This window comes from Ktedonobacteraceae bacterium (genome assembly GCA_035653615.1).
Taxonomy (GTDB): domain Bacteria; phylum Chloroflexota; class Ktedonobacteria; order Ktedonobacterales; family Ktedonobacteraceae; genus DASRBN01.
This window is the reverse complement of the sequence record DASRBN010000022.1, coordinates 117,758-132,107: the sequence shown is the minus strand read 5'-3', so window position 1 is coordinate 132,107 and position 14,350 is coordinate 117,758. Positions and strand designations below refer to the sequence as shown.

Genomic DNA, 14,350 nt, shown 5'->3' with positions numbered 1-14,350 from the left:
ATTCCTATTGCCCGATTCGATTGTGTTATTCTGAGCGCAGTGAAGAATCTCGTTTTTTGTCTGATGACATCCTGATATTTGTATTGTATACTGTACGTATTGAACGTTTGTATCAATGCAGGGGCTCCGAATAGGGATGCCCCTGCATGTTGATGGGTGGTCTAATGCTATGCCCCAGGATAAAATAGTTGTACGTGGTGCCCGCGAACATAATCTGAAAAATATTGATGTAACAATACCTCGTGATAAGCTGGTCGTGATTACCGGTCTTTCCGGCTCAGGAAAGAGCAGCCTGGCTTTTGATACGATCTTTGCTGAGGGTCAGCGTCGCTATATCGAATCGCTCTCCGCCTATGCCCGCCAGTTCCTGGACAAGATGGAGAAGCCGGATGTTGATCATATCGATGGCCTCTCACCCGCGATCTCTATTGATCAAAAAGGCACAACCCATAACCCGCGTTCAACAGTTGGCACGGTCACCGAGATTTATGACTACCTGCGCCTGCTTTACGCGCGTGTCGGTCACCCGCATTGTCCTATCTGCGGGCGCGAGGTAAGCCGGCAGACGGTGCAGCAAATCGTCGACTCCGTACTCGGCCTTCCCGAGGGTTCGCGTATTCTTTTGCTTGCACCGCTCGTTCAGGGGCGTAAGGGCGAATACAAGAATATCTTTGAAGAGATGCGCCGTTCCGGCTATGTGCGCGTGCGAGTTGATGGCACGATTTATGATTTGAGCGACGAGATCGAACTGGACAAGCAGAAAAAGCATACCATTGAGGTTGTCGTTGATCGCCTGGTGATTCGTAAAGGCCAGAAAGCGCGCTCATCGAAAGCTACTTCCTCATTTATGCTGCCTTCTACAGCTTCAGATGTGTTAGATACAGATGGCTATGACTCAGCTTTCGCGCTTAAAAAGGTTGCTGAGCGGCCTGGCCTGTATGATGTCAATGCCAGAAAAAACACCGATAGCGTAGACCCATCTGCTGAGCCTGCTGCGGACTTGCCGGCACAGGACATTGCGCAAGAAAGCGATGTTGATCCAGCTTTCAGGCAGCGTCTCGCCGATTCGCTCGAGACAACATTGAAGCTCGGCGCTGGAGTCGTACTCGTCTCAGTCATCGATGGTGAAGAGATTTTGTACTCGGAGAACCTGGCCTGCGTCTACGACAACATCAGCCTGCCGGAAATCGCGCCGCGCACCTTCAGTTTCAACAGCCCGCATGGCGCCTGTCCTACCTGTACCGGCCTGGGCACGCAGCAGGAAATCGATCCTGAACTGATCGTCACTCATCCCGAACTGAGCTTGCTCGAGGGGGCAATCGCACCATGGAGTAAGGTTGTCAACGGTAGCCAGTGGCATGCCTCGATTCTGGAAGCCCTGGCGAGGAAGTACAATTTCAGCCTGAACACGCCCTGGCGCGATCTGAGCGATGAGCAGCGCAAGGTCATTCTCTACGGCGCACCTGAACAATTGACCATTCGTTATACGCCGCAGCATGGGCATACGCGCAGTTACAACGTCAACTTCGAGGGCGTCATACCGAATCTTGACCGGCGCTACAAGCAGACCGACAGCGAGATGATCCGCGAGGAGATCGAGGGCTATATGTCGGCCCGCATCTGCCCGGACTGTCATGGCGCTCGTCTCAAGCCGGAAGCGCTGGCCGTCACAGTGGGCGGACACAATATCGTCCAGGTGACGCGGCTCTCGATTTTGACTGCTCGGCGCTTCTTTCAAGAGCTGGAAGCATCTCTACCCGGTGGCGTGAGTTCGCAAGCAGTTGCCCCCCTTCCGGCGGCTCCCGCACGAAATGGGAAAAAGAAAAATGGCAATGGTGGTTCGCTCCTGGGTGACCCGCTGGCGCCGATTGACCCACATGGCCCATTGGTTGAGACACCCTTGACCGAGCGCGAGCGTATCATTGCTCGCCAGGTGTTGAAGGAGATTCGGGCGCGCCTGCAATTCCTGGTGGATGTCGGTCTGGATTACCTTAGCCTTGATCGCGCCGCCGCCAGCCTTTCAGGTGGCGAGGCACAGCGTATTCGCCTGGCAACGCAGATCGGTTCCGGCCTGATGGGAGTGCTTTATATCCTCGACGAGCCGAGTATCGGCCTGCACCAGCGTGATAATGCCCGCCTGATCAAGACCCTGGTGCGCTTGCGAGACCTCGGCAATACGCTGCTGGTGGTAGAACATGACGAGGATACGATGCGGGCCGCCGATCACATTATCGATATCGGTCCAGGAGCAGGCGAGCATGGCGGCAAGGTGGTTGCCGAGGGAACCTACAAAGATATTATCGCCAACCCGAATTCGCTGACCGGCGATTACCTGTCCAGGCGCAAACGCATCCCGATACCTGAGCAACGCCGCGAAGGAAACGGGCGCTCACTCATTATCAAGGGAGCGCGCGAAAACAACCTGAAAAACATTACGGTTGAAATTCCCCTGGGGAAATTCGTGGTGGTGACCGGCGTCTCCGGTTCCGGTAAGAGTACGTTGATTACCGATATCCTCTATCGCAAGCTGGCGCATGTCTTGTTCCGCGCCCATGATAAGCCGGGCGCGCATGACAGCGTCGAAGGATTGGAACACCTGGATAAAGTCATTGACATCGACCAGTCTCCGATTGGCCGCACGCCGCGATCCAATCCGGCGACGTATACCAACGCGTTTACCGGCATACGCGAGCTGTTTGCCCAGGTGCCTGAATCTCGCCTTCGCGGTTACCAGCCGGGCAGGTTCTCATTCAATGTTAAGGGCGGACGCTGCGAAGCCTGTAAGGGCGAAGGCATCGTCAAGATCGAGATGAACTTCCTGCCCGATGTATATGTGCCATGCGAAGTTTGTAAGGGCAAACGCTATAACCGCGAGGCGCTGGAGATTCACTACAAGGGCAAGAATATCGCCGACGTGCTGGACATGACGATAGAGGAGGCGCTTGCTTTCTTCGCCAACGTGCCATCTATCTACAATAAAATGAAGACACTGAACGATGTCGGTCTGGGCTACATGCGCCTGGGCCAGCCCGCCACGACGCTTTCTGGCGGCGAGGCACAGCGTGTCAAACTGGCGACAGAACTTTCGCGCCGCGCGACGGGTCGCACGATGTATATCCTGGATGAGCCAACTACCGGACTGCATTTTGCCGATGTGGATCGCCTGCTCCAGGTCTTGCAGCGTCTCGTCGATGCCGGTAACTCGATTGTTGTGATCGAGCATAACCTGGAAGTGATCAAAAGCGCGGACTGGATTATCGACCTGGGACCGGAAGGCGGTGACGCAGGTGGACAGGTGATCGCAAAGGGTACACCGGAAGATGTGGCAGAAAACGAGCAATCATTTACCGGCCACTTCTTGAAACGCATGTTTACTGAGGAAGCCGCTCTCAGCAATGCTCACGTGGAGAGCCAGGTTGTCGCAGGCTAGTAGGGACAGGGACAAGTCGCTGCCCACCTCAGGTCGCTTTTTGTGGATATCCCATCTGCAGCCTGGCCTGGCTCTCCGGTGTCTCATTTCCAGAATCGGCAGACAAATCATTATGAGCAGCCGCTCCTGTGGGGACGGTGCCTGGAGCCTGTCCGCCTCGGGACGCCAGTTCGCTCTTATTATGGTTACCATTAGGTGACGGGTCTGGTCCTCCCAGTTTGATACGTACTCCACGCTGGCGCTGCCGGTAGTCTACCCAGGCGATCAACGCGACCATTGCCGCTCCCACCAGGCCGATACCGATGAACTTGAACAGGTGGGCCGAATGTAATCCTGAAATGCCCACTGCCAGCAGGCCAAAAAGCAGGGACAGCCCGTAGAGCAGGTAGCAGATTTGCCGCACGCTCAGTCCCGTCGCCATCAGTCTATGATGGAGATGGGTTTTATCATAATGCAGCGGGGACTGGTGGCGGCGTATGCGATTCATGATCACCAGCGCGACATCCAGGATGGGCACCCCAAGCACCATCAGTGCCAGCGCCAGTTTGGCCCCACCCATAATCGAAAGCACTGCCAGCGCCAGGCCTAAAAACATGGAGCCGCTGTCCCCCATGAAAATCTTCGCCGGGTTCCAGTTATGCGGTAGAAATCCCAGAACCGCTCCTGTAAAGATAGCCGAGAGAACGGCGATGCTTACCTGCCCCAAAATAAGGCTAATGATAGTGATGAATAAAGCCGTAATCCCCACAACACCCGTTGCCAGCCCATCCATGCCATCAATCCAGTTGATGGTGTTCATCATGCCTACCGTCCAGAACCAGGTGAGCAAAACTGCCGGTATGGCGGCAAAACTAATTACCTGGCTATTGATGAATAAGGTCAGAGTAGGCTCGCGATACCATGGCAGGCCCGGACTCATAACTGTACTGCCGAAAGGATTGTTAAACGTATAGAGCAAGATACCCTGGAATTGACCCTGCCATGGGCCAAGAATAATGATGACCGCCAGTGTCTGTGCCAGCAGCTTTGGCCAGGGCTTCAATCCCAGAACATCATCGTAGGCATGTACGAGTACAATCAACAGTCCGGCTGCGAGTAGGAGCCAGTAGATACTAATTTCATTTTTGGGGCCGGGTGTATAGAAAAGGAGCGAGGCGATCACGAACGCTACGAATATGGCGACGCCGCCCAGGCGAGGAACTGCTTCTGTATGCACTCTACGCGCGGCAGGCTTATCGAGCCATCCCACTCTATAGCAGAAGGCCTTGATCAGAAATGTTGCCCCATAGGCAAGCAAAAAGGCACATACGCCACCGAGTAATAACATCAGCGGGTCAGGAAGAAAAGGGGGAATGAGCAATAAAAGTTGCATGTGGAATAGGCTTGCCTGTACCATTATCGACTCCTTCTGTTGCAGGGATGCGATATTCCTTGTAGCCTCTCATCACTTCGGGGAACTCGTGGCAGTCAACCGTTTTCACCATCACTGCCGTCACAGGTAAATCGCAGAAGAGGCTACTATTTCATTTTATATATGAGCTAATAACAAGACCATCAGATTTGCCAATGTATAGGTTTTTTCAAGGCTTCAGATTGTTCACTAGAGAAAACGATTACGGTTGACTTCTTTCGTGTTCCCCCTTGTTAATACGATTCACCTTCGCTTTTCGGCTCTACTCCTTCTACCCATTATCCTTTCTCCCTCCTGTTTGCCAGAACGAATCACACTTCTACCTGTAACAGGCGATCCCAGCCCGCGTAATCCTTCTTGAACGTGACTTGCGCCCGCGGCCATAGCTCTTCAAGCAGGCGAGCAAGTGGTTCTCGCTGCTGGTAGCCAATTTCAAGCAGCAGAACAGCTCCATGTTTCAGCTTATCCGCTTGCCGCGCTTCCGTTAAAAAACGCCGTAAAAGGTCTAGTCCTTTAGGGCCACTGAAGAGCGCAAGGTGCGGCTCGTATTCACGCACATCCGCTTCCAGCATCTCTATCTCATCCGTTCCCACGTAAGGCAAATTGGCGGTAACAACATCGACGCGTTCGGGCAAAGGCGCCAGCAAGTCCCCATAGAGCAGGCGCACGCGCTCTTCAACATGATGTCGCCGGCAATTCAGGGATGCAATTGCCAGCGCATCCTGTGAAATATCGCTGGCATACAGGTAAGGCAGACGAGGCTCTTCAACGGCAATCGTGATGGGGATGGCTCCGCTGCCGGTGCCAATATCGGCTACAATTGGAACGCGGCCGCCGGCAAGCATTGATCGACAAACTTGCAACGCCTGCTCAACCAGCAGTTCGGTTTCAGGCCGGGGAATAAGGACACGTTTATCGACGAGAAAATCAAGCCCGTAAAACTCCTCGTGACCTACGAGGTAGGCTACCGGCTCGCCTTTTTTACGTCGCTCGATCAGCGCCAGAAATTGTTGTTCTTGCTCAGGAGAAAGCTCATGCGCGGGATAGGCGAAAAGGAAACTTCTCTCGACATGCAGCACATGGCTCAATAGCACCTGGGCATCGAGCCGTGCCAACCTGTCTTCTGCGTCAGGACGATTATGTACTGGATCAACCCGCGCACCACTCTGGTCGTCGAAACCCGCGTGATCATGCGCCTGAGACTGCTTTTCCGTTAGCAGGCGCGTACCTTGCTCTAATGCATCGCGTACCGTCATCATGGGCTTTGTAGCAGTTACAGGGGTTGACGACCGGCAAAGCCAGCGTCGAGATAGTGCCAGAAATTGATGCGCTCCTCGCCCAGGTGCCAGCAAAGGTAGACCTCGCGACCGTTACGCAAACTGAGAAAATCAATCAAACCAATACCGGGGTCCTTCAACTCACATCCAAATGCGTGCAATTCCTCGACCAACGCCTCTAACACCTGGAGTTGTTGCGCCAGTTCTTTCTGCACTTTCGCGATACGCCCATGCAAGTGATGCCCATTCCCCATGGCCTGGGCATGCAGCATTCCCAGTTCCTCCTCGGTCTGCTGCATAGCCTGCCGGTGTTTCTGAATCTGAAGCAGCACAACAGTAATCTGGGGGAGTAAAGCTTCAGCCTCTTCTCGTGTAAAGTAGTGGGCCATCTGTTCCCTCGCTTTCTGCGCCATGGCCTGACTCGCTTCTGCTTGTACTGCAATGATATCATGTTCTGCTTGCTTTGCATAGCCTGCTAAGGTGTCGCCGTCGCCCCTGGTGAAGGCGATGGCGTTGGTGACCCTCCCGCGGTCGGTGTTCCATTGCCGCTCAGATTAATGCTCAGGTCATCGAAACTCTGGAATTGCACCGTTTCCCCGCCGGCATTCAAATAACTTCCCGTTATCGTATCCCCGGCCTGCACAAGCGGTAGTTTCGGCGAAAGGGACAGATTCGCCTCGAAGATCACATTTTGCCCGGCAATCTGGATATAGTAAATCGTATTGCTCCCCTGCTGAACCGGGGAGATACGCAAGACTTTTCCCGTCACCGTTTGCGTTGTTCCTCCACCAGGAGATCCACCTCCACTGCCACCGCTTCCCAGCTGGACGAGCCATTGACTATAATCCGCCAGCGCAGCTGAGAGGGTAGGTTCAAACTGCACATTGCTGCCGTTCAGATTTCTGGCATCGACAATCCCCACGGCCTGGAAAATGTCGCCGCTGTCGGTACTTTGCACGAAGATGGCTACCCATGTAGGCGTATTGTCGATCTGGTAGAGTTGAATGCTGTCCACCGTGTAGCCGCGAATATTGGCTCGCGTTGATTGAATGGTACTCGATACATTGCTGCCGATGCCCAATCCCGACAGCGGGTAGAATTGTGCCGCATTTTTATGCGTGTCGAAAAGGAAGACACCCGTGCTGGAGTTATCATTGGTCGATGAGGAAGTCATCGGAATCAGCCAGACCGGCTGGTCGATGTTGTTGTAAAGCAGTTGTGGGTCGCTCGCCGGTGTTTGCTGTCCCATGCCAGAGGGATTGAACCACGGTGCGGCGTGATACAGGCCCCACCATGTCAGGTATTGAGTCACCGTAGCGGCAGGCATGACGCGATCCACCCACGACGGGGCATTTTGAGGCGCGTACTTAGTGATGTCCCCGGTATGCGCATCGACGATCAGTACCTCACTCAACACATCCCCGGTATAGCCACGTGTGGGCTGCATAAGTGAGATGGTCCAGTAAGGATGAAAGCTGTCATCAAGCTCCAACGTGGGATCAACGAGTTTACCATAGGTATACCCGCTCAGATAAACATGCCTCAACAGGTCCTGATTCAGCAGCGCGCCTGGCAGGTAGCGGATAGTATTGCTGCCTCCGGTACGTAGCGTGGGTACAGCCTGCGGGTTTTCGGCATCCACCACCACAAAACCAGGCGTCGTGCTGCTGGACAGGTTCGCAAAAATATTGTTGTAAGACAACGGCGCGACATAATACAGATGGTGATCAATCGATTGCAAAGTATAGCTGTTGGGATCGAGATTGTAGGTTGAGCCAAGATTCTGCCCGTTGGCCCCCAGCACCTGCTGTCCTTTATATGAGGCGACACTCTGGCTGACCAGTACAATATTGTTTGGATCGGTCGGTGGAAGTGTAGGCGACTTTTCTATAGTAACATGAGGAATAGCTGCCAGGGCTTTGGCGTTCGAATCGAACCAGGTAGTAAAGACGACGATCAAACCGGCGACCAGCAGTCCTATCACGACGGCGAAAACCAGGCCAAATATACCGGCGGCGATAGCTCCACGCGATGCACTCACGGGTAACGATGCCGAAGTACTACGCGTGATTCGCTGGCCCTGGCTGGCCGCTGAGATATCTTCCAGCGTGCTAAGCGCCGGGCGAGCAAAAGCAAAGAGATTTCCTATACTGCTGATGACCAGCGGCCATAACACCCACTGCCAGCCTCCAAAAGGACCGGTCAGCGCGGGTTCGGAGGCGTAAACAATCAGCAAGCAGAGCAGAAAGTTGAAGATAAAGTATCCAACGAACCAGCGAATGAACTTTTGCCGGTCAAACATCTCGCGGCGTCCAAACCATAGCCGTCCAAAGCTCAGTATCGCCATTATAATGAGTGCGCCAATCAGTGCCAGGAGCAGGATAATCATAGCCGTCTCTCCTTCTTACCAGTGTTGTATGAGTTCGTCCCGGTGGAAATGAACTTCTTCCAGTCCAGAGACATCCATCAGGTCCGGCAAAACGTACCTGAATTATCAGGAATAATCATTCCCTATTGTAGTGTTCCTAAAGTAGTTGCGCAACTGCTTTGCACGGCACAATACAATCAAAGAATATACGATTCACCGGTTGTAACGTTCTAGTGTTCGCATAGTCTATATTATGAGGGACACGAAAAATATCGTTGGCTCTGACGTACATAGTAAGAGCGTCTTAGAAAGATGAGACCGGACTCTTAAACCGGGGCATAAGCGAAAAGATAAAGGAGCAATATTCCATGCAATTGTTTGGTAAAAAATCGAGAACGGAAATCGAACAACTCCCCGATGGCAAAGATCGCTTGCCACCTGGACAATACCTGACCAAAAAATGGCCTATACTTAGCTACGAGCGCACTCCCAAAGGGCTTCCCGCCAATTGGAAACTGAGGATTGCCGGCAAAGTGGAAAACCCTTTTGAACTCACCTGGGAAGAATTCCTCGAATTGCCCCGCATTACCATCACCACCGATATTCACTGCGTCACGACGTGGAGCCGCTACGACAATACCTGGGAAGGCGTTCCCATCCGCGAGATTTTGCAGCGCGCGAAGCCTTTGCCAGAGGCAAAATATGTCATGGCCCATTCCTGGACCGGCTACACCACCAATATGCCGCTTGCCGACCTCGACGACGATGATGTGCTGATCGCCATCAAACACGATGGGCAGGACCTCGAGATCGAACACGGTGGCCCGGTGCGCCTCGTCGTCCCGAAACTCTACTTCTACAAAAGCGCCAAGTGGTTCGATGGCCTGGAATTCATGGAACACGACCGCCCCGGCTTCTGGGAGCAGCGCGGCTACCATAACCATGCCGACCCCTGGGAAGAGGAGCGCTACTGGTAGGAAAGGCCAGGAGTAAGATGTTGAGAGCCTCTAGATTAGAGGCTCTTTTTTTATAGATACCATCCCGAAAGTTGCAGGTAACATCTCTCCTCATTCACCTCTGACTGCACCCACCAGCGAGCAAGGGAAACGCGTAGCAAACTTCCGGCGGGAATCCGATACTTCGGGGGAGCGAAGCCAACATACTTTATCGCAAATGATCTTCCAAAACGGCTACCGTTTCCATCCATGATCTGATAGGACGGTTTGTTGTTTTTTAAGGTCATGATGAGTGAACTATCGGGCAGCCAGAATCCAACACTGCACGTTGGTATCCCTTTTCGTCTGGAAATATAGCCGCTCAGGCCCTCTAACACCAGCATCCCATCAAATAGCTTCTCTGGCCCACCATGCCAGGGTTGAACACGCTCCAGCAGGAAATCTCGTAAGTTCGGTTGCTGACCGATATACTGTTCCTCTGTTACGATAACATCCTCAATATGAGGCGGAGTAACGCGAGAGACCGGGCGAAAATCTACTTCCCAGATTTGTCCAACTTCAAAAGGCGTGTTCTCTGGTTGATGCAAGCCCCCGGGGCGCAGCAGGCGTACATTCCTGTTCGTATCGAGGGCTAATCCACCAACACAGGCATCGTTTCCCAGGTGAGTTTTGGCAACAATGAGCACTCTTTCCATACTATAATATGCACCCCCTACACTATATTTTTCTGCGGTCAAGATAGCCTGATCCGGTGATTATCCATAAGCTGGCCGGAGATTCTTCGCTTCACTCAGAATGACATGGGCCGGGGCCATGTCATTCTGAGTGAAGCGAAGAATCTCCGGTCCCCTCATTCAGCCGAGCCACCCCATCTGAGTCGACGAACATATGAGTAACCACTACGGTCTGATATGCTCCACTGCGAGTCCCAGGTCTTGTGCCAGTTTCCTGGCAACCAGGGAACGGTGACATGCCTCTGGATCGCGTTCAACACAGAAAAGGCCGATTACCCGAATATCCTGTCCCAGGCCCTTCAGAAACTCCATAGAGTCAAAAGTAGATAGACATTCCTGCTCGTAATCTTGAATAAATGCTTCCCCTAAGGCAGTTCGCGTTCGCTTGGCTATCTTCAATTTCTTGTCTTCCTGCTTCTGGCGATGCCGAATCTCCTCGCCTGGGGCCAGGTCTTTGATATGCATGTAGCGAATACCCAGCTCGTCCAGTTGTTTCTGAAGATGCGCGCTGTTCGCGAATGCGTATAAGGAGCCACGCATGCCGCGCCTTCTCCTTATATCGCAGAAAACATCTATCCTGGCATCCTGGAGCGCCTGAAAGAACGCGTTTTTCTCGAAGCCATATACGCCAATCGTTACAATCTTGGGTTTCATCTATTCCTCATCGCCTGGTACATTGTACTTCTTGCGTGATAACCCTAACATGTCATCGAATAAGGACAACTGGCCATCCGTTAGTAGAAGATCAACCTGCTCTTGCGTCTTAAGAGCGCCAGTTTCATCGATATGCACTACCTTGATATTCTGCTTGTGAAGCGTTTTACCAATGAGCTTGCTGCGATGACATGCCTGTGGTTTAGCCTCGCTACACATCAAGACAATGCGTAACTGCTTATACCAGGCCGTATGCAGGTAGCTGATCCCTTTTTGATAAAAATCCTTCCCGGCAACCTTTTCGTAATCTACTCTTCCATCCTCAAAATAAACAGTATCATCCCTGGGTCGGCCTCCCAATGTATCTCCCATGAAGATATAGCGGATACTTGCTTGCTTCAGTCGTTTTTCTAGAGCATCCTTCGAGAAATCGGGATTGTAACGCGAGTAAGGTTGAGAGCGAATATCTACCAGGAACTTCATTTCGTACTGTTGAAGAAGCCGGATAAACTCTTCAATTGAGCGATTACCATAGCCAATTGTATAGATAGGAATGGATGCCAAGTTCTCCTCCTATAGAGATCTTTCATCTATTCGATGATGGCAGATGAATTTAGTGCAAGTATACTCACGAGTATGAAGAGATGTCAATGAGGTAGGACAGGTAAGAACAGCGAGGGCCAATACACCGCTCACCTCGCAATGTATTGACCCTCACTGCCAGAAAGGAGAAACAAGTGGAGTTCACGTTTTGTGTGATGAACCACCGGCCTCGTTATTTCTCAAGCGTACTTTTACTATTGCGCTCGCCGTCATAGGTCAGCAAAATCTTCTTCCCCTCGTACACCGTCTCCAGGTGTACCGGGCGGCCCCACAACAGATACACGTGCTGCAAGGTCTTCTCAGCATAGTTCAGGTCGAGTTCCTGCCCCTCGAAGAGATGCTTGATGTAGAGTTCGCGGTTGCCACGATAATCACCGTTTTCAACCACCAGGTAGGGATAGCCGAAGTTTGTCATGCTGGCAACGATACCATCGCGCACCTTCTCCCAATCCTTCTCCACAATCACCCACTCATCGCCCTCCTTCTTATATAGATAGAGGTCAAGCTCTTTCACCAGGTCTTTCGTCAGGTAGTTGCGCAGGAACGATACGTCATTCTCTAACTCGCGCACCTCGAAGATTTTCTGCCTTCCCATGCCTGGTCTCCTGCCGAATCGCTCCTGCTCCTCCTTCGTGGGATTATCCCAGCGCCGCTCGATATCCTCAAACATCTTGAAGCCAAGATAGTATGGGTTCAAAGATGTACGCGATGGCGAGAGGACACCGGAGTGCAATTGGGCGAACTCGACAGTTTCGGAGTCTGAGATGACGCCGCGCTCGCCGAGTTTGCGCATGATGCGCGAGTGCCATATGCTGTTATGATGCAACATCCCGTTTGCCACGTAACGATGCGACCGATCAACAGTAATATCGTAAACATCGGCCACATCATGTTCGATGCTCACTACTTCATCTGTGGGATCTTCCTTGAGGAACCACTGATGGCTTGCAATATACTTCTCAAGATTTTCCTGTTTGCGGACCAGGCCAAAGCCAATTTCTCGCGCGAAGATGCATGCTGATGTGCTGCTAATCCAGACATTCGGCCCTCGACGCCGGGAAAGAATGCCATAGTTCAACAATAAAACCTGCAGCGTCTGAGCAATGCCATCGCTGAACGTCGATAGGATCACGCCCTGTTTGGCAGAAGCACATCCATCGCAATCAAAGTACGCCCGCAAGAAAGCGCTCACGACCGGCTTTGGCGAACGCAGAATCACATCAGGGATGCGTTTCTGCCTGGCCTTTGCCTTCAAATCAATGCCTAGCTCCTGTAACAGATCAAGCACATTGGCTGAATAGAAGACGACGCGCCAGCGACCACCTTTGCCGCTCAGGGTTCTATCATCCCAGTACACATTCGACTCGATGGCAAACAACTCTTTAACCAGGGAAGCAAAGCGATCCGCCAGTTCGCGGTCTCCGGTCGTGTAGCCAATCGCATTTTTAGAGGTATGAATATTGCCATCGCCAATCAAGTAGCCTAGAAATTCGGCGAATGCTTCTGTCATATGTGTAGGCGCAACAAGTGGGAATCGCCGACTATATAGTGGCCTCCAATTTGGTCGCAATTGGTAACCTGTTTGTTCAATAGCAGACTGAATGCGTTCTGCATTAGAAACTGTCTTACCGTTCAATGATCGTTGTATAGTATAAACACTAACTCCTGCAGCAGCGGCTACATCCTTTTGATTTGGTATACGTATCTGGACAGGGAGTGTGATAGGTACAAGTTGCTCCGGCCAGATATTATCACCAACGCTCAGGGGGATACGCTGTCCAACCTTCACATCTTTCAACGTAATCCATTGGCCAGGCCCGATACTGAGTTTATGTTCTTCAGCACCCTCTAGCAGGAGACCACGGCGCGTACGTAGGCGGATTGTAGCGGCATTGCGCGTAATATGCCGGTCGGTAATAGCATCTTGTTCTCCATCGCCGCTACCTACTTTAACAGCTTTATCCTGTGCAAGTAGTTCATGCAACGCCTCATAGCGCATCAATCCCTGTTCAGTAAGTACGAGACTGTTTCCTACAAGGCAGGCCCACCCCTCATTGAGTATTTTGGTCTGCATCTGAGGCACAAAGTACAGCATCTCCAGGCGCACAATCTCAATAATATCGCGCTGCCAGGGTTGCAGATGCGGAGAATAACGTACTAAGAATTGAAGGATATCCTTCTCGGGCTTCTCTGGAAACTTGGGTGGTTTTCCTGGCCGCAGGTCGCGTTCCTCCTCCGCCCTCTTCGCCTTCTTCTCCAGACCCCACAGGTCGTCGTATTCGGTTGAGACCTGGTTAGCGGCTTTTCGCTCTTCTCTATATTCCGGCTCGTTCTCACGAATCAGCAGGTTATAATCAACATGCTCTTGAATAGAGAGAACAGCATCAAGGAAGCGCTCGACTTCCGCCTTGCCATGATCGAACTCGTATTTGGCGATGCGTTCGGCATGAATGCTCACTTTATCGATCATACGACGCGAGGTATGCTGGAAGTAAGCGTTGTTCTTGAAGAAGTCGGTATGCCCGAACACATGCGCCGCCACGAACGTATTTTGCAGCAGATTGTTCATATCCATCAGGAAGGCATAGCTGGGATTGGTATTGACCACCATCTCGTAGATTTTGCTCAACCCGAAGTCATACTGCATCTTCTGCCTGTAATACGCTTTGCCATGCGTCCAGTGACTGAAACGCCCCGGCAGGCTGTACGAGGCAAATTCATACATGATCGTCGCGGGCACAAGCTCGAAATGCGTGGGGAACGGATCAAGTCCGAAATTAAGGGCTTCCTCCCACGCATCATCTATCGCATCACGTAAACGTTCGATATCGCTATCTGCCATTGGAAACTCCTGTAGGGGCGCAAGTTCCTGCGTCCATCACGCTTAAGATCAACAACGTAAGGGTAGGTGTATTGC

Annotated in this window: 10 protein-coding genes; 2 read left to right on the top strand and 8 right to left on the bottom strand. The window is 52.2% G+C overall.

From position 1 onward, the window contains the following. Positions 1 to 136: 136 nt before the first annotated feature. On the top strand, positions 137 to 3,430 hold the full coding sequence (uvrA, locus tag VFA09_12230) for an excinuclease ABC subunit UvrA (GenBank protein HZU68036.1): 3,294 nt from the start codon (positions 137 to 139) through the stop codon (positions 3,428 to 3,430). 28 nt (positions 3,431 to 3,458) lie between these two features. Here uvrA and VFA09_12225 read toward each other — a convergent pair whose 3' ends face one another. The 4 genes from VFA09_12225 to VFA09_12210 form a co-directional block, all read right to left on the bottom strand. After that, complete coding sequence (locus tag VFA09_12225) at positions 3,459 to 4,826, bottom strand: MraY family glycosyltransferase (GenBank protein HZU68035.1); 1,368 nt, start codon at positions 4,824 to 4,826, stop codon at positions 3,459 to 3,461. Between the two features lie 326 nt (positions 4,827 to 5,152). Beyond that, positions 5,153 to 6,100, bottom strand: coding sequence for a peptide chain release factor N(5)-glutamine methyltransferase (gene prmC, locus VFA09_12220; GenBank protein ID HZU68034.1), 948 nt, complete (start codon positions 6,098 to 6,100; stop codon positions 5,153 to 5,155). A gap of 14 nt (positions 6,101 to 6,114) precedes the next feature. Further along, a complete protein-coding gene (locus VFA09_12215) occupies positions 6,115 to 6,531 on the bottom strand; it encodes a DUF2203 domain-containing protein (GenBank protein ID HZU68033.1) in 417 nt (138 codons plus the stop codon). A 62-nt stretch (positions 6,532 to 6,593) separates the two neighbouring features. Continuing rightward, positions 6,594 to 8,507 carry a hypothetical protein gene (locus VFA09_12210; protein ID HZU68032.1) on the bottom strand — a complete coding sequence of 638 codons (1,914 nt, stop codon included), beginning with the start codon at positions 8,505 to 8,507 and terminating at the stop codon, positions 6,594 to 6,596. Between the two features lie 347 nt (positions 8,508 to 8,854). Here VFA09_12210 and VFA09_12205 point away from each other — a divergent pair, with 347 nt between their 5' ends. Next, positions 8,855 to 9,463, top strand: a complete 609-nt coding sequence (locus VFA09_12205) for a sulfite oxidase-like oxidoreductase (GenBank protein HZU68031.1) — start codon at positions 8,855 to 8,857, stop codon at positions 9,461 to 9,463. A gap of 50 nt (positions 9,464 to 9,513) precedes the next feature. Here VFA09_12205 and VFA09_12200 read toward each other — a convergent pair whose 3' ends face one another. The 4 genes from VFA09_12200 to VFA09_12185 form a co-directional block, all read right to left on the bottom strand. Continuing rightward, positions 9,514 to 10,137 carry a hypothetical protein gene (locus tag VFA09_12200; protein HZU68030.1) on the bottom strand — a complete coding sequence of 208 codons (624 nt, stop codon included), beginning with the start codon at positions 10,135 to 10,137 and terminating at the stop codon, positions 9,514 to 9,516. Positions 10,138 to 10,341: 204 nt separating this feature from the next. Further along, the gene (locus VFA09_12195) at positions 10,342 to 10,830 is read right to left on the bottom strand and encodes a DUF488 domain-containing protein (protein HZU68029.1); all 489 of its coding nucleotides are present in this window, start codon (positions 10,828 to 10,830) and stop codon (positions 10,342 to 10,344) included. Beyond that, the gene (locus VFA09_12190) at positions 10,831 to 11,394 is read right to left on the bottom strand and encodes a DUF488 domain-containing protein (GenBank protein ID HZU68028.1); all 564 of its coding nucleotides are present in this window, start codon (positions 11,392 to 11,394) and stop codon (positions 10,831 to 10,833) included. Positions 11,395 to 11,605: 211 nt separating this feature from the next. Next, positions 11,606 to 14,275, bottom strand: a complete 2,670-nt coding sequence (locus VFA09_12185; GenBank protein HZU68027.1) for a SpoVR family protein — start codon at positions 14,273 to 14,275, stop codon at positions 11,606 to 11,608. Between the last annotated feature and the right edge of the window lie 75 nt (positions 14,276 to 14,350).

Coding starts and splice junctions, on each gene's coding strand:
- VFA09_12210 (HZU68032.1), bottom strand. CDS start 8,507: ATGATTATCCTGCTCCTGGCACTGATTGGCGCACTCATTATAATGGCG.
- VFA09_12225 (HZU68035.1), bottom strand. CDS start 4,826: ATGGTACAGGCAAGCCTATTCCACATGCAACTTTTATTGCTCATTCCC.
- VFA09_12195 (HZU68029.1), bottom strand. CDS start 10,830: ATGAAACCCAAGATTGTAACGATTGGCGTATATGGCTTCGAGAAAAAC.
- uvrA (HZU68036.1), top strand. CDS start 137: ATGCCCCTGCATGTTGATGGGTGGTCTAATGCTATGCCCCAGGATAAA.
- prmC (HZU68034.1), bottom strand. CDS start 6,100: ATGATGACGGTACGCGATGCATTAGAGCAAGGTACGCGCCTGCTAACG.
- VFA09_12185 (HZU68027.1), bottom strand. CDS start 14,275: ATGGCAGATAGCGATATCGAACGTTTACGTGATGCGATAGATGATGCG.
- VFA09_12200 (HZU68030.1), bottom strand. CDS start 10,137: ATGGAAAGAGTGCTCATTGTTGCCAAAACTCACCTGGGAAACGATGCC.
- VFA09_12215 (HZU68033.1), bottom strand. CDS start 6,531: ATGGCGCAGAAAGCGAGGGAACAGATGGCCCACTACTTTACACGAGAA.
- VFA09_12205 (HZU68031.1), top strand. CDS start 8,855: ATGCAATTGTTTGGTAAAAAATCGAGAACGGAAATCGAACAACTCCCC.